This window comes from Clostridium sp. LS3 (assembly GCF_055330225.1).
This window is the reverse complement of record NZ_CM143921.1, coordinates 2562776-2584998: the sequence shown is the minus strand read 5'-3', so window position 1 is coordinate 2584998 and position 22223 is coordinate 2562776. Positions and strand designations below refer to the sequence as shown.

18 protein-coding genes are annotated in these 22223 nt (G+C 26.4%); 13 read left to right on the top strand and 5 right to left on the bottom strand.

Annotated features, from left to right (window positions below):
* Positions 1-23: 23 nt before the first annotated feature.
* Positions 24-752, bottom strand: a complete 729-nt coding sequence (locus ACZJV1_RS12120; protein WP_463650289.1) for a type 1 glutamine amidotransferase — start codon at positions 750-752, stop codon at positions 24-26.
* Positions 753-768: 16 nt separating this feature from the next.
* Positions 769-2127, bottom strand: coding sequence for a MurT ligase domain-containing protein (locus ACZJV1_RS12115; RefSeq protein ID WP_463650288.1), 1359 nt, complete (start codon positions 2125-2127; stop codon positions 769-771).
* 211 nt (positions 2128-2338) lie between these two features.
* On the opposite strand from ACZJV1_RS12115, the gene ACZJV1_RS12110 reads away from it, so the two are divergent.
* The 5 genes from ACZJV1_RS12110 (at position 2339) to ACZJV1_RS12090 (ending at position 10016) form a co-directional block, all read left to right on the top strand.
* Positions 2339-3265: an alpha/beta fold hydrolase gene (locus ACZJV1_RS12110; protein WP_463650287.1), complete on the top strand. Its 927-nt coding sequence runs from the start codon at positions 2339-2341 to the stop codon at positions 3263-3265.
* A gap of 134 nt (positions 3266-3399) precedes the next feature.
* The gene (locus ACZJV1_RS12105; protein ID WP_463650286.1) at positions 3400-5316 is read left to right on the top strand and encodes a sensor histidine kinase; all 1917 of its coding nucleotides are present in this window, start codon (positions 3400-3402) and stop codon (positions 5314-5316) included.
* An 18-nt stretch (positions 5317-5334) separates the two neighbouring features.
* A complete protein-coding gene (locus ACZJV1_RS12100; RefSeq protein WP_463650285.1) occupies positions 5335-7347 on the top strand; it encodes a sensor histidine kinase in 2013 nt (670 codons plus the stop codon).
* A 60-nt stretch (positions 7348-7407) separates the two neighbouring features.
* Positions 7408-7995, top strand: a complete 588-nt coding sequence (locus ACZJV1_RS12095; RefSeq protein ID WP_463650284.1) for a TspO/MBR family protein — start codon at positions 7408-7410, stop codon at positions 7993-7995.
* Positions 7996-8063: 68 nt separating this feature from the next.
* Positions 8064-10016, top strand: a complete 1953-nt coding sequence (locus ACZJV1_RS12090; protein ID WP_463650283.1) for a DNA topoisomerase — start codon at positions 8064-8066, stop codon at positions 10014-10016.
* A gap of 189 nt (positions 10017-10205) precedes the next feature.
* Here ACZJV1_RS12090 and ACZJV1_RS12085 read toward each other — a convergent pair whose 3' ends face one another.
* A complete protein-coding gene (locus tag ACZJV1_RS12085) occupies positions 10206-10910 on the bottom strand; it encodes an LrgB family protein (protein WP_460287622.1) in 705 nt (234 codons plus the stop codon).
* A complete protein-coding gene (locus ACZJV1_RS12080) occupies positions 10910-11287 on the bottom strand; it encodes a CidA/LrgA family protein (protein WP_460287621.1) in 378 nt (125 codons plus the stop codon). Before ACZJV1_RS12080 ends, ACZJV1_RS12085 begins: the two co-directional genes overlap by 1 nt.
* A 221-nt stretch (positions 11288-11508) precedes the next feature.
* Between ACZJV1_RS12080 and ACZJV1_RS12075 the strand changes: the two genes are divergently transcribed.
* The 6 genes from ACZJV1_RS12075 (at position 11509) to ACZJV1_RS12050 (ending at position 18528) form a co-directional block, all read left to right on the top strand.
* The gene (locus ACZJV1_RS12075; RefSeq protein WP_463650282.1) at positions 11509-12537 is read left to right on the top strand and encodes an ABC transporter substrate-binding protein; all 1029 of its coding nucleotides are present in this window, start codon (positions 11509-11511) and stop codon (positions 12535-12537) included.
* Positions 12538-12625: 88 nt separating this feature from the next.
* On the top strand, positions 12626-13393 hold the full coding sequence (locus ACZJV1_RS12070) for an ABC transporter ATP-binding protein (protein ID WP_460287618.1): 768 nt from the start codon (positions 12626-12628) through the stop codon (positions 13391-13393).
* A complete protein-coding gene (locus tag ACZJV1_RS12065; RefSeq protein WP_411168151.1) occupies positions 13386-14174 on the top strand; it encodes an ABC transporter permease in 789 nt (262 codons plus the stop codon). The genes ACZJV1_RS12070 and ACZJV1_RS12065 overlap by 8 nt, the downstream gene beginning before the upstream one ends.
* Positions 14175-14408: 234 nt before the next feature.
* Positions 14409-16256 (top strand): tetratricopeptide repeat protein, encoded by a 1848-nt coding sequence (locus tag ACZJV1_RS12060; protein WP_463650281.1) that lies wholly within the window; start codon positions 14409-14411, stop codon positions 16254-16256.
* Between the two features lie 133 nt (positions 16257-16389).
* Entirely contained in the window at positions 16390-17490 is a 1101-nt protein-coding gene (locus ACZJV1_RS12055) for a hypothetical protein (protein WP_460287613.1), read from the top strand.
* Positions 17491-17637: 147 nt separating this feature from the next.
* Positions 17638-18528 carry an undecaprenyl-diphosphate phosphatase gene (locus ACZJV1_RS12050; RefSeq protein WP_460287611.1) on the top strand — a complete coding sequence of 297 codons (891 nt, stop codon included), beginning with the start codon at positions 17638-17640 and terminating at the stop codon, positions 18526-18528.
* Positions 18529-18554: 26 nt separating this feature from the next.
* Here ACZJV1_RS12050 and ACZJV1_RS12045 read toward each other — a convergent pair whose 3' ends face one another.
* On the bottom strand, positions 18555-19487 hold the full coding sequence (locus ACZJV1_RS12045) for a hypothetical protein (RefSeq protein ID WP_463650280.1): 933 nt from the start codon (positions 19485-19487) through the stop codon (positions 18555-18557).
* A 337-nt stretch (positions 19488-19824) separates the two neighbouring features.
* On the opposite strand from ACZJV1_RS12045, the gene ACZJV1_RS12040 reads away from it, so the two are divergent.
* Entirely contained in the window at positions 19825-20925 is a 1101-nt protein-coding gene (locus ACZJV1_RS12040) for a 6-phosphofructokinase (protein WP_460287607.1), read from the top strand.
* A 165-nt stretch (positions 20926-21090) separates the two neighbouring features.
* Positions 21091-21870, top strand: coding sequence for a serine hydrolase (locus tag ACZJV1_RS12035; RefSeq protein WP_460287604.1), 780 nt, complete (start codon positions 21091-21093; stop codon positions 21868-21870).
* Positions 21871-22223: the final 353 nt, after the last annotated feature.

Genomic DNA, 22223 nt, shown 5'->3' with positions numbered 1-22223 from the left:
CCAAATAATAATTTGTCTTATTTTTATTTTTTATTATCTAACTTTTTTATAATTACTTCTTTAGCTTTTAGTTCTAGGTCATCATTAATCGGTTCTAGAGTTATATATCCATATTTTTTAGATAAAGCTAAAGTTAAGAATCTATCAGCTAAATCAGGATTCTTAGATAGTAGGGATCCATGGAAATAGCTACAAAATGTATTTTTGTATATGCAACCTTCATTTCCATCTTCACCATTGTTACCATATCCATGGATGCATTTACCTAGAGGCTTTAAACCATTAGTGTAAGTTCTGCCAGAGTGATTTTCAAAACCTACATATGTTTCATTAAACTCTTCGTTATATATAACTGTATTTCCTATAAAACGAGTATCTCCACCCTCAGTATATATATCTAGTATACCAAGACCTTCTATTTTTTCTCCATTTGGAGCTATATAGTATTTTCCAAGTAATTGATATCCACCACAAATGGCGATTACCACTTTTTCATCCTCTATATATTTTTGTAAGCTTGGTTTTTTTATAGTTTTTAAATCATTAGAAACTATTGATTGTTCAAAATCTTGTCCTCCGCCGAAAAATAAAATATCTGTATTTTCAGCATCAAAATTATCATTTAGCGATGTATTAATTATATTAACTTTTATCCCTCTTTGTTCTGCTCTATGTTTAAGTATCAAAATGTTACCAACATCACCATAAACATTAAGTAAATCAGGATAAAGATGACAAATATTTAATTCCATTTATAAGCCTCCCTCTTTACCAAAGTTTTTTAATGTAACCTTTTGAATGAAGATATTTTCTAAAGTTAATCATAGCAGTATATGTAGCAAGAACGTAAATCTTATCATTTTTACTATTTTTAATCTTTTCTGTTAAGTCTTCAAAGGTTTCTTCAATTATAAACTTATCTTTATTTAAACCAGCAACTTTTAGTCTAACAGCCATGTCATAACATCTTAAACCAGATATAAATATTTCTTCAATACTAAGATTATGTAGCTTTTCAAAATCAACATCCCATATCCAAGAAACATCAGTACCATCAGCATAATTATCATTTAAAAGGAATGCTGCTGCAAAGGAATCTTTGTTTAAACAAAGTGTATCTAAAGCTTGATTATATCCAGCAGGATTTTTAACTAAAATAATCTTTACATCTTTACCATCTATGTTTAAAGCTTCTTGTCTTCCAAAGCTTGAATCTTGATTTTGTAGAGATTTCTTTATTGCGTCATCATTTATACCAATTTCTTTAGTTACAGAATAAGCACAAAGGCCATTATAAATGTTATAAACACCAGACTGACTTATAGTAATATCTAGATCATTAAATTTTACTGTTGAGCTATCAGGAGTTAGTTCTAATACATCATCTACAGCATATTTTAAAGAAGCTCTTTTAAATCCACAGCCTGTACAGTAGAAGTCACCTAAATGGTTGTAAGTAATATGGTTATATTCATAAGGAGACTTGCAGAACTTACAAAACTTTGCATCTGCATTTATTTCTATATCTTTATTATCTCCTATATTAGCATTAAAACCATAAAATACAGTTTTATTTGGAAGATCTAATTTGCCTAAAAGAGATTCATCTCCATTTAAGACTAAAGTAGCTTTCGGAGAAAGTTGAATTCCTTCCAATATCTTAGATAAGGTAGTATAAACTTCACCATATCTATCTAGTTGATCTCTAAAAAGGTTTGTTACAGTTATTATTTCCGGAGAAATATATTCAGTTACATATTTTAAATTAGCCTCATCAACTTCAATAACTGCATAAGAATTTTCAACTTTACTGAAGAATTTATGGTTGTCAATAAAAGTTGTGACTATTCCAGAAAAAAGATTTGCTCCAGTATTATTAGTAATAACCTTGTTACCAGATTCTTTTATTATGTTATAAATCATACTAGTTGTAGTAGTTTTACCGTTGGTTCCTGTAATTAAAACTACTTTATAGCCTTTTGATACTTTAGAAAGTATGTTTTTATCTATTTTTAAGGCCACTTTTCCAGGGAAGGTTGTTCCCCCTTTTAGTATTGTTTTTGTTAGAAAAATTGTAATTTTTGAAGCTATAATGCTTGCTATTGATTTAATACTAATCTTCTTCACCACCCTATAATACTTATCAAATATTATATACAATAATATTAACAGATAATCAATAATTAAAAATAAATTTGATTTTAACTATGAATAGTATATCACAACTTTATATACATATAAAACAAGGTTATTATAAGATTTTATTAATTTCTTGATGTTTGACACTTATAAATATAAAGAAGATAATATAATAAAGTAAAAAATGGGAGGAATTAGTATGGATAATTTTATTTTTAAGAATAAAGCTGGAGCAAAGATTAATTGCTATAAGTGGATAAATAATTCTCAAAAACCAAAAGCTATAATTCAAATAGTCCATGGTATGTCAGAATTGGCTGAGAGATATGATTATTTCGCTAAAAAGCTAGTCGACGAAGAGTATATAGTTTATGCTCATGATCATGATGGACATGGTCATAGTGTAGAAAGCACTGATAAATTAGGATTTATAAATGGAGAAAATAAATTTTATTCAATGCTTGAAGATATAAAACAACTTAATGATATTATCAGAAATGAAAATAAAGAGTTACCATTAATACTGTTTGGACACAGTATGGGATCCTTTTTGAGCCAAAGATATATACAAATATATGGAGATTCTATAGATGCTCTTATACTATCTGGAAGTAATGGAAAACCAAAATTATTTACTAAAGCAGGGTTAATAGTATCTAAGCTACAAATACTTTTTAATGGAGAAAATAAAAGAAGTACTTTAATGGATAAATTATCTTTTGGTGGATTTAATAAAAGTGTTAAAAATTCAAGAACTAATTTTGATTGGTTATGTTCAAATGATAGTGAAGTAGACAAGTATATAGAGGATGATTATTGTGGTTTTATATATCCATCTCATTTTTATTATGACTTAATAAATGGTTTATGGGATATTCATAAAGTGGAAAATATGGAGAGGGTTAAAGAATTAAATATACCAATATACATTTTTTCAGGAGATAGAGATCCGGTTGGATATTTTGGAGAAGGAGTAAAAAATCTTTATGAGGGATATAAAAAGATAGGTGTAAAAGATTTAACCTATAAGATATATAAAGATGGAAGACATGAAATGCTAAATGAAACTAACAAAGATAAAGTTATAAGTGACATTATAAAGTGGTTAGAAGAACATAACAAATAGTATAGATAAGTATATATGTTTCTTATAGAGATATATATACTTATTTTATTTGTAAAAATTTTTAAACTTATTCACATATAAAAGGAAATGATGTAAAATTATGTAGTAATAATATAAAGATGAGGGAAAATATAGTGGATTATAATAGTTTTAGAGAAAAAATTTATTGTATTGAAAAAAGAAGGTTAGCTATATATATATTGCTAAGCTTAATTATATTTAGTTTACTTCAAATAGCTATAGTAAACGATAGTAAAATTGTTAACGACTTTATTAGCGCAGCTGAGTTAATTATAATTATGATATTACTTATGTTTGCTATACATTTAAAAAGTATTAGTAAAAGAGAGATATACGGAGTAATTCAAATATTTCTATTTACAATTTGTATAATTTCTATTATTTTTTTAACTCCAAAATACCAATTTCAAGAAATAAAGATATTTTTAAGCAGAATTGGATATGGCCAGAGCAGTGAATTTTATTTGCTAAATATAATAATGATGTATTATATGATAGCTAAATACAGAAATATTGAAAATAATAGTGATGTTTATTTTGAATATTTGATTTTATTTGGAGTAGTTTTATCTGTTACCTTTATAAACAATGTAGTAGATGCTACTTGGATATACTATCTATATATTACAATTACGGGAATATTTTTAATAAATATATATAGATACTTAGATACATTCAACTTTTTTTCTGAAAGTAAAATAGACTTATTTAAATTAAATGTAAATATGGCAGCTGTAAGTTTTATTGCTAGGGTACTTGGGAATTATATGAAATTATATATAATAACTGACTCAATAAGTATTGTAAGGTTAATTATTTTCGTAAGCTCAATATTTGCCATTATAGTGAATATAACAAAAGAAAATTATAATTTTATATTTAAAGAAACTATTAATACAAATAAAAAGTTAGAGGAACTAAATAAAGAAATAATATATAACAACTATGAGTTAGAGAATGCTTATAGGAAGTTAAGTAATAGACAAAATTTATATAAAGAATTTTTAATGTGTTTACCTAATCCAATAGTAATTATAAATAATAATCTAAGAATATCCTATTGTAATGAGAAGTTTTTAAGCATAATAGGAAAAGATAATTTAAGAGAGGTTGTAAACAGAAGAATAGATTACTATATAAATTTTAATTGTGATATAAGGAAAATTGTTCGGGATATAAATAAAAAACCTTATTCAACGACAATAGATAAGGATGATAAAAAGATAGAGGCAAGATTCTTTTCTTTGAATGAAGAAGAAGCAGAATGTATATTACTACTGAAGGATTTGACTGAGGAAATAAAGATAGCTTCTATGAAAGAAGAGTTGAAAAGTATAAAAATGAAAGAAGAAATAAAGAAAAACTTTTTATCTAATATTTCACATGATTTAAAAGTTCCTATAAATGTTATATATTCTGCTATACAGCTTGAAAAGATATTAATAGAGAATAATGACACTGAAAAGTTAAGTTCATATAATGAAATAAGTAAGCAAAACTGTTTTACACTTACCAAGCTTACCAATAATCTTATAGATATTAGTAAAATAGATTCAGAAAACTTAGAAGCAAATCTAGTTTTAGATAATATAGTAGAATTTGTTGAAGATTATTTATTTTCACTTTCACCTTATATTAAAAATAATGGACTTAATGTACTTTTTGATACAGATGAAGAAGAAATTTTTATATGCTTTGATAAAGAAATGATGCAAAGAGTTATATTGAATTTAGTAGCAAACTCGTTAAAATTCACTGATGAAGGAGGAACTTTCTTTATAAATATTAAAAACACTAAAGATGGAGTTTTAATTGAAGTTGGGGATACTGGTATAGGAATGAGCAAAAGTTTCACTAAAAGAGCTTTTAATAAGTATGAAAAGGAATCAAGATCTAAAGATAGCAATAGTAGTGGATTTGGAGTAGGACTTTTTGTTGTTTATAATTTAATAAAAGCTCAAAATGGTAATATAGAAATAATGAGTGATTTAGGAAAAGGAACTATTTTTACTATCAAGTTCAATAAATGAAGGGTGATTGAATAATAAATGTTAAGTAAGAAAACAGATTATAGGCATAAAGGTGTAATGTCTAATATATTTATACCTGTACTTTTGGTATTAACTATTATTAACTTATATTTTGAAATGGTGGATGAATATGCTTTTGTAACAAGAATACTATGTTTTTCAATATCTGTCCTAATATTTATAATAAGCATTATTAAAATTAATAATAAAGATTTAGGAATAATAAGATATATGGGAATTGGGTATTTTTATATAGCTATTGTAAGATTTATAGAATTAGAGCAGATGTTTAATAATCACAAAATTAGTATGACTTTAAGTTTTATTCAACTAATAACATATTTGGAGATTATAAATATAATATCAAGTATTATATTATTTAAGAAAAAATACTCTCCAAAAGTTCAAAATATAGTATTTATTCTAGTTATACCTATAATCTTTGCTATTATAGAAAGTTCATGTAATTTTTTAAATATTAGAGAAAGTATTTATATATTTGATAAGCCAATTATTATTAATGGGATAATAATGATTATATTATTATTTTTAATAATATATATATATAATAAGATGAATATAGATATAAAATATAAGTGGGTTATACATGCTAGTTTATTCACAGTATTAAGTAATTGTTTTATCCTATTAACAGCCATTTTAGACAAAGACCTTTGGTTTTTTGTATGGATAATTAAATTATCATCATATTTTTTTGTTTATGATAAAGTAGAAGAAGCTCTTTTGTATAATTCATATGAAGGTGCATATGAAAATTTAAATAGAGCAAAAAAAATAAAAATTAATTTAAATAAAAGTTTAAAGCGAAGAGAAAAGGAATTGAAAGAATTAAACCTACTTTTAGAAAAGAGTGAAAAGAAATACTATGATGTAGTTAAAGCCTTTTCAGATGGAGTATTAGTTTTTGAAGATGATATTCTTATGTATTCTAATTACAGTGGAGAGTTATACTATAACACACCAGGTGGAATAACATATGATAAAGATAAATTAAGATTAAATAATATACTAAGTAAAATTACTGAAGAGGAGTATTCAGTTGATGATGAAGTAAACGAATTTACTGCGCAAATTAGTGTTGCTAATGAGAATGGAGAGATAAAAGAACTAGAAATTGATTTAGTAAAGATTTATAATAACAAAAAAATCTTAATGTTTAATGATGTAACAGAAATAATAAAACAAAGAGAAGAAATAGTTAAACTTGAAAAGACAATAAATGATGAAAATATCAAAGAAGAGTTTTATTCAAATATTTCTCATGAGCTTAGAACACCTATAAATGTTATATACTCTGCACTTCAGTTAAACGATATATATTTAAAAAAATGTGAGATAGAAAAAATAAATAGAAATAATAATGTTATAAAACAAAATTGTTTAAGATTAATTAGAACGATAAATAACTTTATGGATAGTAATAAACTTTCAGAAGGATATTTAGATGTAAATAAAAAGGTTTATAATATTGTAGATATAATAGAAAATGTTGTTTTATCATGCAATTTTTATATGGAGTTTAAAGAAACTAAATTAACCTTTGATCCACAATATGAAGAAATATATTTTTACTGTGATAAAAACTGTGTTGAAAGAATAATGTTAAATATATTATCCAACTCTCTAAAATATGGGAAGTACAAAGGTAATATATATGTAATTTTAAGAATAGATGATAAAAAGAATATAGTAATAGAAGTTATGAATGATGCAGAAGCAATTCCAGAAGATAAAAGAAAGGTTATTTTTGATAAATTTACAAAAGTAAATACATCATTAAACAGACCTTCGGAAGGTAGTGGTCTTGGATTGTTTTTAACAAAGGGATTAGTTGAATTGCATGAGGGTGAAATTACGATAGCTGCGGGTAAAAAATATGGAAACATATTTAAAATAACCTTTCCATATAAAGATAATATTAGGAGAAAGAGTAATTATATTAATAATAATGTTGAAATAAATGAGTTACAAGAAAAGGTCAATATAGAATTTTCGGACATATATTTTTAACTACATAAATATTAATATTAATGCATATATAATAATAAATATTTTATAGAGGTGCATTACATGAAAAATAAAGAAAATTCTAATAATAAAAAACTTGTAAATAATCCTAAGAAAGTAAAAAAGAAAAAAGATGTAAGAGAAAGAAAAAGCTTTAATATATTTAAAGTTAATGGAGAGTTTAAATTAATTCCACTTATAATTAATATATTAATTCCATTGGGCGGAGGATTTATAGTTGCTTATATAAATAGAAATTCTATTGCTACATATGAAACACTAAATAAATCTATATTTTCTCCACCAGCAATATTGTTTCCAATAGTATGGGCTATATTGTATATACTAATGGGAATAGCTGCATATAGAATATACATGAGAAATAAGCAAGGTGTTGATGATAAAGGTGCATACTTTTTTTATTTAGTTCAGCTTATAGTTAATTTTATGTGGTCTTTTATATTTTTTACTTTTAGATTATATGGAATTTCATTCTTATGGATACTACTATTATTTGTACTAGTAGTAGTAACTTTTATTAAATTTATAAGAGTTGATAAAGTTGCTGCAATATTATTAATTCCATACATTATATGGCTCGTTTTTGCAGGGATTTTAAATTATTTTATCTGGTTACTTAATGAAATGTAAATTAATATGTAGTATAATAAAAATAAGCCTTCTTTCGAAGGTTTATTTTATTTAGAAAGGAAGTTTCTATGGGGAAAGCTTTATTTATAGCAGAAAAACCATCAGTAGCTATGGATTTTGTAAAGCTACTTAATGTTAATGGGAAAAGAAATAATGGATATATAGAGGGAGAAAAAAGTATTTTTACATGGTGTGTTGGACATATGGTTACCATGAGTTATCCAGAAGTTTATGATGAGAAGCTAAAATTTTGGAACTTAAGAGATTTGCCTTTTTTGCCCAGAGAATATAAGTACGAGGTTATATCTTCAGCTTCAAATCAATTTAATATTGTTAGTAATTTAATGAATAGAGAAGATGTAGATAGCATATATGTATGTACAGACTCAGGGAGAGAAGGAGAATACATATATAGGTTAGTAGATGATATGGCTGGAAACCCAAATAAAATAAAAAAAAGAGTTTGGATTGACTCTCAAACAGAAGAAGAGGTTAAAAGAGGAATAAAAGAAGCAAAACCCTTATCAGAGTACGATTCATTAGCACACTCAGCATATTTAAGAGCAAAAGAAGATTATATATTTGGTATTAATTTTTCAAGGTTATTAACTCTTATGTACGGGAAAACATTAGCTAATGCTTTAAAAAAAGATAAAAATGTAGTTGTTGCAGTTGGAAGAGTTATGACATGCGTTCTAGGAATGGTAGTAGATAAAGAAAGAGAAATAAGAAATTTTAAAAAAACATCCTTTTATAAAGTTTCAGGAGAGTTTTTAAAAGAAAATGATGAGGCAATAATAAAGGGGGATTGGAAAGCTATTGAAGGATCGAACTATTTTGAATCACCTAAGCTTTATAATGAGGTTGGCTTCAAAAAGAAAGATGATGCAGAAGTTTTAATTAAGGAGTTAAGAGATATAGGTTTTGGAGTAGTTAAAGAAGTAAAGAAAACAAAAGAGAAAAAGAATGCACCGCTTTTATATAATTTAGCGGAACTTCAAAATGAGTGCACAAAAAGGTTTAAAATAAGTCCAGATGAAACATTAAAAATAGTTCAAGGGCTTTATGAAAAAAAGATGGTTACATATCCAAGAACTGATGCTAGAGTATTATCTACTGCAGTGGCAAAGGGAATAAAGAGTAACATAATAAAACTTAAAAATATGCCTATTACAGAAGAATTAACTAGCATTGCAGAAAAAATATTAGAAAAAGATTATTCAAAATCTATAATGAAAAGTAAGTACGTTGATGATAGCAAGATTACCGATCACTATGCTATTATACCAACAGGAGAAGGAAAAGATACTCTATCTAAATTAGGAAATTTAGATAAACAGGTGTACTATCTTATACTTAGAAGATTTCTAGCGATTTTTTATCCACCAGCACAATACAATAAAATGTCTGTAACAATTCGAGTTGGAAATGAAAATTTTATTTTAAATAAAAAAATATGTATAGATAAAGGATATTTAATTGTAGTTGGAAATGAAAAGGAAGAGGATCAAGAAGCTTTTCCAGAAAACATAAGAAAAGGAATAAAGTTAAATATTAAGGATTTAGAAATAAAAGAAGGTGAAACTTCGCCTCCAAAGAGATATACAACAGGTTCTATGATAATAGCTATGGAAAATGCAGGTAAATTAATAGAGGATGAAGAGTTAAGAGAGCATATAAAGGGAGCTGGAATAGGTACATCAGCTACAAGAGCAGAAATACTTAAAAAGTTAATAAATATAGAGTATATTCAATCAAATAAGAAAACACAAATTATAACACCAACAGAGCTTGGAGAAATGATTTATGAAGCTATAAATGCATCAATACCGTCACTTTTAAATCCATCATTAACAGCTTCTTGGGAAAAGGGACTAAAGATGGTTAATGATAAAGAAATAAATCCTGATGAGTTTATGTTTAAATTAGAAGCATATACTAGAAAGAATACAGCAAGAGTGCTAAATAATTCTAATATAACACTTTTAAATACAAAGCTATTAAAAATAAAAAATCAATAATAATTCAATAATTTGGGCAATAAATTTAACATATGTGGTAACTTACGTATTTAGAATGTTTTTTACTATTTAGGAAATTATATTTTTATATTTATTATGTATTGCCATTTTAAGATAAATAAAAATTCAAAAATTAGTAAAGTTAGATTGTATAACTGTACTAATTTTTGAATTTTATTTTTTAAATCTTTATTTTATAAACATTAAAAATAAACTATAAAAGGCAGGAGCCAGAAATACTGTCATTATACCAGCAATTCCAATTGAAAGAGAGCTCATTGCTCCTTCAGTTTCACCAAATTCTAAAGCTTTTGTTGTTCCAATGGCATGAGAGGCTGTCCCTAATGCAATTCCAATAGCTACTTTGTCTTTAATTTTAAAGAATTTGCATAATATAGGACCTATAATAGCACCTATTATTCCTGATAAAATTATAGATAAAACTGTTACAGGAGCTAAGCCGCCAAGTTGGTTTGTTATTTCTATACCTATAGGTGTTGTTACTGATTTTGAAAGTAATGATATAGTAATAACATTCTCTACACCGAATACAGAACATAATATCAGTACTGATATTATGCCTATACTGCTTCCTATTAGAACCCCAGTAAAAATTGGAACCAGATGCTTCTTTAATAGTTGCAATTGCTTGTATAAAGGAACTGCAAGTACCACTGTAGCAGGGCCTAAGAACATATTTATAAACTGTCCGCCTTTATTGTATGATTCAAAATCTATGTTAAATACTATTAAAAATCCTATAACTATAGCAATAGCTATTAAAAGTGGATTAAATAGTGGAAATTTAGTTTTCTTGTAAATAAATAGACCAATTTCAAATGCTATTAGCGAAATTACTACTCCGAATAATATATTTTCAGTTAAAATATTCATTATTTTGATTCAGATCCTTTCTTAATATTTTTCCTTTGTAAATTCATAATAAATTGAACAATTAATCCTGTAGTTACTATTACAATAGCTGTAGTAACTACACAAAGTAATATTATTAAAAGTAAACTATCCTTAATAGATGTGAATGAGTTTAATAATCCTACACCTGCTGGAATAAAGAAAAATGCCAAATGATCCAAAAAGAAATCAGATATATTTTCAACTTTTTCAACCTTTATTACTTTAGTACATAATAAAACTAACAATATTAACATTCCTAAAATATTACCTGGTATAGGCAAAGAGAACCATCGACAAATTATCTCTCCAAGCAAATAAATGCCAAGTATTATTATAGCTTCTCTAAATATTTTCATTTTAAGACCTCCTTAGTAATCCAATTAATAATTTATCACTATTGATTAAATAAGTAAATGATGTGGTAAGCTTTACTTTAAAATTTATTTATTAAAGACATAAATAGGGTATAAAGTAAATTAAAAATTAAAAAGTCTTATTTTTTAACAAAATTAGAGTCAATTTCATACTATAAAGCATAGTAATGATTAGAATTAGAATATAGATTTTAGGAGGGGAAATGAAAAATAAGTTAATTAAAATTGCATCATTAGTAGCGTTAATAGGAATAACCACATTTAATTTTATTTCATGTGCGAAAGATAAGGAACCTATAGGAAAAGAATTAACAAAGGTTAGATTAAATGAAGTTGTTCGTTCTGTTTTTTATGCACCAATGTATGTTGCCATAAATGAAGGATTTTTTGAAGAAGAGGGGTTAGTGATAGACTTATCAACAGGTCAAGGTGCAGATAAGACAATGCAACAAGTTTTAAGTAAAAATGCAGATATAGGATTTTGTGGACCAGAACAAACAATCTATATTAATAACCAAGGAAGAGAAGACTATCCAGTGCTTTTTGCTCAATTAACACAAACAGATGGAGCCTTTTTAGTTGGTAGAGAAGCAGAAGAAAATTTTGATTGGAAAAACTTAAAGGGAGCAGAAATTATAGGAGGTAGACCGGGTGGAGTACCTCAGATGGCTTTTGAATATGTATTAAGACAAAATGGTATAGACCCTAAAACAGATGTTAATTTAGTAACTAATATAGACTTTACAGCTACAGCGGGGGCATTTAAAGCTGGGACAGGTAAATATGTAACGCTATTTGAACCAACAGCTTCAATGATTGAAAAAGAAGGTAGTGGAAAGGTAATAGCATCAATAGGAAAAGCAGTGGGAGATTTACCTTATACTTGCTTCTTCTCAACTAAATCATATATGGATAAAAATCCAGAGATAATACAAAAGTTTACTAATGCAATTTATAAAGGTCAGAAATGGGTAGAAACACATAGTAATGAAGAAGTAGCTGAATCAATAGCTTCATTCTTCCCAGGAACAGATAAGGATATAATAATTTTAGTTGTTAAAAATTATAAGGAAATAAATGCCATAGCAATCAAGCCGTCAATAGAGGAAGAAGATTTAACTAGATTAATGGATGTTATAGAAAGTTATGATAAAACTTTATTACCAGATAGACCATCATTTGAAAAAATAGTTAATAATGATTTTGCAGAAAAAGCTATGAAATCTAAATAAATTTTCAAATGCTAGCTCTAGAAAACTAGAGCTAGCTAACAAACTTCTTTCTATAAATATTTACATAAACTAGAAAGGAGGTATAAATTTGAGTTTAATAGATATATCAAATATTAGTTTAGCTTATCATTCTTTAAAGGGAGAAACCAATGCTATAGAAAATTTAAATTTCTCAATAGAAAAGGGAGATTTTGTTAGTATAATAGGACCCTCAGGTTGTGGAAAATCAACATTATTAAATATACTAAGTGGTCTTTTAAAACCTTCAGGGGGAGAAATTGTTTATAATGACAAAAATGTAGATAATAGATTAGATAAAATGGGTTACATGTTTCAAAAGGACTATTTGTTTGAATGGCTTTCAGTTTGGAGTAATGTCTTATTAGGTTTAAAAATTAAAGGATTAGATAATGAGGAAAATAGAAAAAGAGCAGATGAGCTTTTAAGAAACTATCAATTAGCAAAATTTAAAGAGCATAAACCAAGTGAACTTTCAGGAGGTATGAGACAAAGAGTAGCATTAATAAGAACTCTTGCTTTAAATCCAGATGTGCTGCTTTTAGATGAACCTTTTTCAGCCTTAGATTATCAAACAAGACTTAAAGTTTGCGATGATGTGAAAGGAATAATAAAAAAAGAAGGAAAAACAGCAATAATGGTTACTCACGATTTAGGTGAAGCAATTGCAACTTCTGATAGAATAATAATGCTTACTAAAAGACCAGCAAAGTTAAAGTTAGATATAAAGATAGATTTCAAAAATACTGAAGCAACTCCATTTCAAAGAAGAAAAGAACCAGAATTTAATGAGTACTTTAATTTATTATGGAAGGAGATTGACAAGGTAAATGAGTAAGGAACATGAAAAATATATAAAAAAAGTAAAAAGAGATAGAATAAAAATAGCTGTCTTTAGAATAGCTATTTTAGTTATATTTATTGCTCTTTGGGAAATTGCAGCAAGACTTAAATGGATAGATCCATTTTTAACATCAAGTCCGTCTAGGATAGTCGATTCCTTTATGTCTTTTGCAAAACAAGGAACTTTAGTAACTCATATACTGGTAACTTGCTATGAGACTATATTAGGATTTACGTTAGGAACGGTGATTGGAACAATAATAGCTATAATATTATGGGCATCGCCTTTCACTTCAAAAGTATTAGATCCATACTTAGTAGTTTTAAACGCATTACCAAAGGTTGCTCTCGCACCAATAGTAATATTTTGGGTTGGAAATGGAACTACAGCTATAATAGTTATAGCACTCCTTATTTCCATAGTAACAACTATAATTACAGTTTTAACAGGTTTTAATGAAGTTGATAAAGGTAAATTAAAGCTTATGCAGACACTTCAGGCAACAAAGTTTCAAACACTAAAATATCTTATATTCCCAGCTAATATTCAAGTGTTAATTTCAGCACTTAAAATAAATGTTGGATTATCATGGGTAGGCGTTATTATGGGAGAGTTCTTAGTTGCAAGAGAGGGTTTAGGGTTCTTGATAGTATATGGTGGACAAATATCACAATTAGATATGGTTATGATGAGTATAGTAATTCTTTCAGTAATAGCATTTATAATGTATAAGGCTGTATCAAAATTAGAAGAAAAATTAAAAAGTATAAATTAAATCTAGTATTTGAATAGAAAAGCTAATAACGATAAATGTTATTAGCTTTTTAAAATTGACTTAAATATAAATTTAAATATATTTAAAAATTTTTGTTTGTTTTAAATATATTTAAAATGAAACTTAACTATAGGGGAAAATTTGTAAATATTTCAATTGTAAATATTAAAAATATCTGATAAAATGTATATTATGTTATTAATATGTAGATAAAATAAAAAGGTGGAGGAAGTTATGAAAAGAATAGAAAAGCTTTTTTCTACTATAAGAAAGACTTTGAAATCGTTTTTTGGAAAGCTAGGAAAGATATTTAAACCAGTTATAAATGGAGTTAATAGGACAAGTGATAAAGTGAAAACTATTTATAAAAAAGCAAACGATAAAAATCCTTATGTAGAGCCTATTGTTGTAATAGGAGTTTCTTGTTTTTTTGTTCTTGTTATGATATTAGGAATAAAGAGTCTTACAACTGTAGAAGAAGTTAACATAACTAAAAATAATGCAGAATATTTATATTATGAAGGCAAGTACGATGAAGCAATAGAAGAATATAATAAAATGCAAAATGATGAAAAGTGGCCAATATGGAAAGCGAAAGTAGCAGATTTATACTCATTAAAAGGAGACTTTAAAAAGTCAAATACTCTTTTAAAAGAAGTAATGATAAAAAGAGATAAACTTATAAAAGAAGAAGGTTTTGATAAATATAAAGACAGAGATGCAGAACTTATAAATTCTATGCTATTTACATTTATAATGAATAAACAATATGATGAAGCTATTTCATTAGGAGAAAGCTATATAAGTAGCCATGGACAAAATAAAGAAATTCTAAAAACTTTATTTGCAGCTTACATTTCAAACAATTATATATATAAAGCAGAAGAATTAACTGAAACATATCCATTAGATAAAAATTCTCCTTATGATATATCTGTTTTAGCTAATATGAATATGCTTATTAATAGATGGGATAATGGGTTAGAATTATTAAAAGATGCATGGAATTTAAATAGAAATGAGATGAAAATTTACGACGTAATAAGTGATATGTATTTATTTAATAAAGAAGAGTTAATTAGATCATTAGAAGATATTGTAGATAAAAATCCAAGTGAAGATTCTTATAAGATGTTATTAGCAAAGGCGTATTCAATGTCTACTAAAACAGCTAATAAGGGAGAGGATCTAATTAACAATTTAGAAGATAAAAACATAAATAGTTCAGCTAGTGATATTATAAAGTTTGAGATTTATAATATTACAAATAGAAAAGATGAAGCTAAAGAATATTTAGATGATGCTTCTAGAAAAGCTAAAAAAGAAGGTAAAGAATCATATATATCATACTACATCTCGTCATTAAAGGCTTTTAATGATAAGAAATATGATGAAGCTCTTATTTTAGCTAAAAAAAGCATATTATCCAAAAAGGATTATCCTAATAGTTATGGAGTATTAGTTCCAAAGATATTATTAGAAAAAGGAAATGTGAAACCGACTGAGTCTTACTTAAGGGCTGCAATACAAAAAGAGCCTTTTAACTACGGAATGGTACTTAGAGTAGCTGATTATTATTCCAATTTACAATCAAATAATGAGAAGGCAAAAGAATATTATGGATGGGCACTAAATATTAAAAAAGATGACAGCAATTTATTATATAAATTAGCTAATTTAGATATAGTAGATGGAAAATGGGATGAGGCAATAAACAAATTAAACGAAGCAATGAAGTTAGATGAAAATAATTCTAAATACTATAGAGCATTAGGAGCTGTATATTTAAATAAAAAAATGAATGATGAAGGAATAGAATTTACTAGGAAATCTTATTCTATGAATGAAAATGATATGCTAGCATTAAGTAATGCAGGTTGGTATTATATAAATGTTGAAAAAGATATAGCTAGAGGATATGAAAATATTAAAGCAGCTTATGAGGGAATGCCAACAAGTATGGATGAAACAACTAAAAACTCTATTATAGATAATTATAATAAATCTAAGAAGTTATATGAAGAATTTTTAAAGGATGATTCAAAAGAATTAAAAATTCCAACATTAACATTATTTTACTAAAAAGTGCCAATAGGCACTTTTTTAATTTATAAGGAAATTTACATATATCCACTTTTTTATAGAAAAATAATAGATTTTCTAGTATTATTATAATTGTATTATATATATAATTATATTTTGGGAGGGGATTTAATTGAAAAAGTTAAAAAAGGTAATAAGGTCAGTAATAATTATTTCTATAATAATCTTAGGTGTAATATTAATTGTTAAATTTAATAATGGTAATAATGTAACAGTTAAGAAATGGGACAACGTATATAATGAAAACAATATAATGTTTTTTTATGGAAACAAAGATGATGAAAAAATAAAAGTTTTAAAAGATATGTATAATATAGAAAGTGAAATTTCAAAAGAAGGAGATAATTTAAAAAAGGCAATAAAGGTATCAGAAGTATTGAATAGTATAATAACATTTGATGATGTAGCAAATTCTAAGGCAATAAATGGATATGATATATTAAAAGAAAAAAATGGTGCAAAAAAAGCATCTGCTAGAGACCTTGGTATAATTTATAGAGATTTTTTACAAAGTGTTGGATTTACAGCAAGGCTTGGCGAGTTTAAAAGAACTAATGTTAAAGATAGCAAGCAAACTTCATACTATGTTGTAGAATATTGGAGTAAAAAAGATAATAAATGGATAATGATTGATTTTATTGATAGAGGATATTTTGACAAAGAAGGTTTCCCTTGTAGTGCAATGGAACTATTAGATGTAGATATTAGAAATTTAAATTACACAGGAATAAGCAATAGAAGTGATTATATTCCAATGCTAAAAAAATCATTATATACTTATACAATAAATATAGATAATACAACAGATATGAAAAAAAGTAATAGCTATATAACTTATGTAAAGGATATAAATGATATTATTTTTAGGTTTAAAGGAAACTATATTCCTCCTACTATATTTACTCAAAATAAAGAATTAATGAATAAGAACCCTATAGATAATAGTATAGGTGTTGATGAGAAAGCATATATAATTTTAATGAAAAAGCAAGATGAGTCTGAAAATAAAGATGAAAAAGAAGAAAGCTTTGTAGTTGGTGCTTTCAAAAATGGAAGAATAATGGATGAATATTATATTAGAGAAAAAGATAGTGAATTTAGAAAAGTAAAAAACTATTCAGATATATTATTAACTAAGGGAAATAATATAATAGAGCTTTCTTTAGATGGAGAAAATGTAATAAGTAGTATAGAAATAGATTATAAAAAATAAATAGTTATGAAATTCTTTATTAAAATTTATAAATTCTTTAATATAATCTTAATATTTAATGGAATATAAATAATAGACAGTATAGAGTTATAAGGGTATAATAAGATTTGTTATAAATTAGAACATGTCTTAAAAGGAGGAAAAAGAATGGGGTTAGATTTTATCTATATATTAAAGGCTATAGTGATAGCCATAGTAGAAGGTCTTACTGAGTTTGTACCGGTTTCATCAACAGGACATATGATTTTGGTTGGAAGTTTAATAGGATTTTCATCAGGTGCTGCTGGCGCAGAAGAGTTTGCTAAGATGTTTGAAGTAGTTATTCAGCTAGGTGCTATATTAGCAGTAGTAGTATTATATTGGAATAAGCTTTGGGGAGCTGTAGTAGACTTCTTTACTTATATATTTACATTAGGTAAAAAAGGACAAGTGGGTTTTAGATTTGGTATAAATGTTATTATAGCATCAATTCCAGCCTTAATAGTAGGACTGACTTTATATGATAAAATAAAGTCATTATTTAAACCATCAGCAGTAGTAGTTGGGTTTATAGTTGGAGGTATTTTGCTATTAATTATAGAAAATAGATTTAGAAATAAAACATCAAGAAGAGGAAAAACTCCAACAGTAGATGTTTTTGATTTAACACCAATGCAGTCATTAAAAGTTGGCTGTTTCCAAGTTTTATCTATGTGGCCAGGAATGTCGAGAAGTGCATCCACAATCATGGGAGGCTGGATTGCTGGACTTGCGACTCCAGTAGCAGCAGAATTTTCTTTCTTTCTTGCAATTCCAGCTATGATAGGATCATCTGCTATGGACCTATTCAAGTTTGATTATTCTATAATGAATTCTACATATATAGTAGCATTAATTATTGGTTTTATAGTAGCTTTTATTGTATCAATAATAGTTATGGATATGTTTGTAAGTTACTTAAAGAAGAGACCAATGAGAATATTTGCTATCTATAGAATTGTAGCTGGTATAGTTTTATTTGCATTATCAGTTGCTGGAATAGTAACTTTAACTATATAAAATAAGAGTGCCTTTGCACTCTTATTTTATTTTTTTAATTCAATCTCTAATTCTTTTTTTAGATTATCTATTTCTTTAAGGTAATTTTGAAATTTATTTGCTAAGTTAGATTGAATTATATTTATTTTAGATTTTAAAGCTTTAGTAGAATCTAATGCTGAATTTATTTTTCCTTGGATAAAGTAATCTGTAAAGAAATTATCAAATACATAATCCATTACACTAGACATACTATCAAGATTTAAAGAAACATTAATTTCATTACTTAAATCTTTTAACTCTGAGTTATACCTATTAAGTAAAATTTTAATTGTATTAATTGATTTTGCGGCATCATCCATCTTTGATCTTTTAGCCATTGTAGCAATAAGATCTCCACCCATCATATCGTATATCCCCCAATTCTGAGCACTATTCAAATTAGAGATTGCTTTTTCTATGTAGGGAAGAAGTTTATCCCCCTCAGATAATGCTTCTCTTATTTCCTTTAATTCCATAGAAAGATTTTTAATTTTTTCTAAAATTAATGATATTTTTTTACTTTCTTCATTATTTAAGGTTAAAACATATTGAGCTGAATTATTTAAAAGATCATCATATTTTAAATCAATGCTACCAATGTCATTTATATCATTTAAGATTGATTTTTTATTAGATATTAATCTATTTAGGTAATCTTCTGTTTCTATAAATTTAGCTTGAATCTCTAGAAACTCAATTTTTTCCTTAGATAGTTTTTCATCTATGGAACCTTTAATTTTATGGAATAAGTAAGTTAAAGTAAAAGATTCTAAATTATCTACATCCTTTTTTTCTTTAGATAAGGTTTCTTTTAATGATTCTAAGGATTTACTTACTTTGTTTATTTCAGAATCGATAATAGTAAGTTTTGAATTAAGTTTTCTTAAAGAGATTCTTTCTTCTTCAAGTTTTAAAAAATCTTCATTAAAGCTATACATAAATTTTACCCCTTCTCCATGAAAATAATAAATATAAGTATATTATAAGTTATATTATACCGTATATTAATGTGTTTTTAGTTTATTTTATATAAATATAAAAAGGTATTTATGTGAAAATTACTAAAATGAAAAATTTATTGCAAATATAAATAATTTTACTTTTCAGTATAAAATCTTTATGATATCATTAAGATAGAAAATTAACAATAGTACTTTGAAAACAATTGCATAAATTGAGTTAAAGACTATTAAATTTTTTTTATTTTAAATTAACAGAAAATTTAAAATGTATAATCAATTTAAAAGTAACTGAATCGGGTAGGGGGAGTTTGAAATGTCACAACAAATTAAAAAAATAGCATTACTAACAGGTGGTGGAGATTGTCCAGGATTAAATGCAGTTATAAGAGCCGTAACAAGAACAGCTATAATAAATTATGGAATGGAAGTAATAGGTTACAAGTTTGGATATAGAGGATTATACAATAATGATTTCGTACCTCTAACTCTAGATAGTGTGTCAGGTATTCTTCATAGAGGAGGAACTATACTATATAGCTCAAACAAAGACAACTTATTTAATTATTCAGTAGAAGAAAATGGAGTTATTGTTAAAAGGGATGTATCTGATGTAGCGGTAGAAAACCTTAAGAGAGAAGGTGTAGATGTATTAGTTGTTATAGGCGGAGATGGAACTTTAACATCAGCAAGAGATTTTGCAAGAAAAGGAGTTAAAGTTATTGGAGTACCAAAAACAATTGATAATGATTTAGCATCAACAGATGTTACATTTGGTTTTAATACGGCTATAGATGTAGCTACAGAAGCTTTAGATAGATTACATACAACAGCTGAGTCACATCATAGAGTAATGATTTGTGAAGTTATGGGAAGAGGTGCAGGATGGATAGCATTAGAATCTGGTATTGCAGGTTCAGCAGATGTAATTCTTTTACCTGAAATGCCTTATGATATAAATAAAATTGCTGAAAAGGTAAAAGAAAGAGAAGCAGAAGGAAAGAGATTTAGCATAGTGGTAGTAGCAGAAGGAGCAAAACCGAAGGATGGGGAAGTAGTAGTAGCTAAGATAGTTGCTGATAGTCCAGATCCAATTAGGCTTGGTGGAATAGGGAATAAATTAGCTGGTGATCTTGAAAAATTATTACCAGATAAAGAAATAAGATGTACAGTACTTGGACATATTCAAAGGGGTGGTATAACTTCAACATATGATAGAATATTATCAACTAGATATGGAGTTGGAGCTGTGGAGCTAATTAATGAAGGTAAATTTGGTGATATGGTTTGTCTTAAAGATGGAAAGATGTCAAGTGATAGTCTAGAAAATGTTATAGGACAAAAATCAAAATTAGTTGATCCAAACGGAGAATTAGTTAAAATGGCCAAAAAAATAGGAATTTCATTTGCAGATTAGAGGTAAAATAAGTGGTAGGGAGTTAACTCTACCACTATTTTTTTGAATAGATGTAAAATATCTAATAAAAGTTATATAAAATTTTATTAGATACTTCAAAATTTTCTGAAAATATGCTATAATTTTCTTAGGCAGAGATTACAGTAAAGAAAGCTGGAGGGTATTATGAAAGAAATAAAGAAATATTTAGAATCAAGAATTGGAACATATGGATTTTTCTTTGAGGATTTAAAGAGTGGTTATATTTATGGGTATAATGAAAACGTTCAAATGGTAGCAGCAGGATGTATGAAGTTGCCTATATCAGTATCATTAATTAAGGCTGTAGAAAATAAAAAAATAGATTTTCTAGATAAAATTAAAATAGATGGAAAAGATAAGGTTTATGGTACTGGAATAATTCATGAATTTAATGAGAGAGAATATACTGTTTTCGAATTATTAGTTGCAATGTTAATTCAAAGTGATAATACAGCAGCGAACAAGATAATAGATATAGTTGGAATAGATGAGATTAATAGAGATATAAAAGAAATGGGATTAAAAAACACAGTATTAAATAGAAAAACTACTGATGAAAGAAAAGGGAAAAATGAAGTTGAAAATATAACATCAGCGCTAGATCTTGCTAGAATTTGGAGACATTTATATAACTCAACTTATCTAAGCCCAGAAAATAGTCAAATGTTAATTGATATTCTAACAAGACAACAAATAAAAAATAAGTTAGCATTATATATTCCAGATGATTTAAAGTATGAAATTTCAAGCAAAACTGGTGATAAAAATGGTGTGGAAAACGATACACAATTAATTAGATTATCAAAAGGAAACTTTACATTTACAGTTTTATCTATGGGGATACCAAATAGTGTTTATGGGACTGTAACATTAGCGAAGTGTGGTAAAATGATGTGGGATAATGTAATGAATAACTGGCATTAATAAAAGAAATGAGATAACTCCTAGGTTTCTGGGGGTTATTTTTTCTTTGTAAATAGATTCGTCAAAAAATCGTCAAAAATTATATTTAAAAAATTTTTCTTATTAAATTAGCAGATTCTTTCATCATATCATTAGTTACATGAGAATATGTTTTCATTATTTGCTCTATATCATGGCGAAGTACAGTATCAGCATTTTTAAAACCTATCCTATTTCTAAATGTAAAGTAGGATTAATCCATTAATAGAATGTGACCTTGAAAATTGAATAATACGGTATTAAGAAAGTATGTTATAATGAATTCATAATAGTAAGAAAGTATGAATAAGTTTTTTATTTAACCAATATATACA

Coding starts and splice junctions, on each gene's coding strand:
- ACZJV1_RS12120 (WP_463650289.1), bottom strand. CDS start 752: ATGGAATTAAATATTTGTCATCTTTATCCTGATTTACTTAATGTTTAT.
- ACZJV1_RS12110 (WP_463650287.1), top strand. CDS start 2,339: ATGGATAATTTTATTTTTAAGAATAAAGCTGGAGCAAAGATTAATTGC.
- ACZJV1_RS12100 (WP_463650285.1), top strand. CDS start 5,335: ATGTTAAGTAAGAAAACAGATTATAGGCATAAAGGTGTAATGTCTAAT.
- ACZJV1_RS12095 (WP_463650284.1), top strand. CDS start 7,408: ATGAAAAATAAAGAAAATTCTAATAATAAAAAACTTGTAAATAATCCT.
- ACZJV1_RS12090 (WP_463650283.1), top strand. CDS start 8,064: ATGGGGAAAGCTTTATTTATAGCAGAAAAACCATCAGTAGCTATGGAT.
- ACZJV1_RS12085 (WP_460287622.1), bottom strand. CDS start 10,910: ATGAATATTTTAACTGAAAATATATTATTCGGAGTAGTAATTTCGCTA.
- ACZJV1_RS12080 (WP_460287621.1), bottom strand. CDS start 11,287: ATGAAAATATTTAGAGAAGCTATAATAATACTTGGCATTTATTTGCTT.
- ACZJV1_RS12075 (WP_463650282.1), top strand. CDS start 11,509: ATGAAAAATAAGTTAATTAAAATTGCATCATTAGTAGCGTTAATAGGA.
- ACZJV1_RS12065 (WP_411168151.1), top strand. CDS start 13,386: ATGAGTAAGGAACATGAAAAATATATAAAAAAAGTAAAAAGAGATAGA.
- ACZJV1_RS12060 (WP_463650281.1), top strand. CDS start 14,409: ATGAAAAGAATAGAAAAGCTTTTTTCTACTATAAGAAAGACTTTGAAA.
- ACZJV1_RS12050 (WP_460287611.1), top strand. CDS start 17,638: ATGGGGTTAGATTTTATCTATATATTAAAGGCTATAGTGATAGCCATA.
- ACZJV1_RS12045 (WP_463650280.1), bottom strand. CDS start 19,487: ATGTATAGCTTTAATGAAGATTTTTTAAAACTTGAAGAAGAAAGAATC.
- ACZJV1_RS12040 (WP_460287607.1), top strand. CDS start 19,825: ATGTCACAACAAATTAAAAAAATAGCATTACTAACAGGTGGTGGAGAT.
- ACZJV1_RS12035 (WP_460287604.1), top strand. CDS start 21,091: ATGAAAGAAATAAAGAAATATTTAGAATCAAGAATTGGAACATATGGA.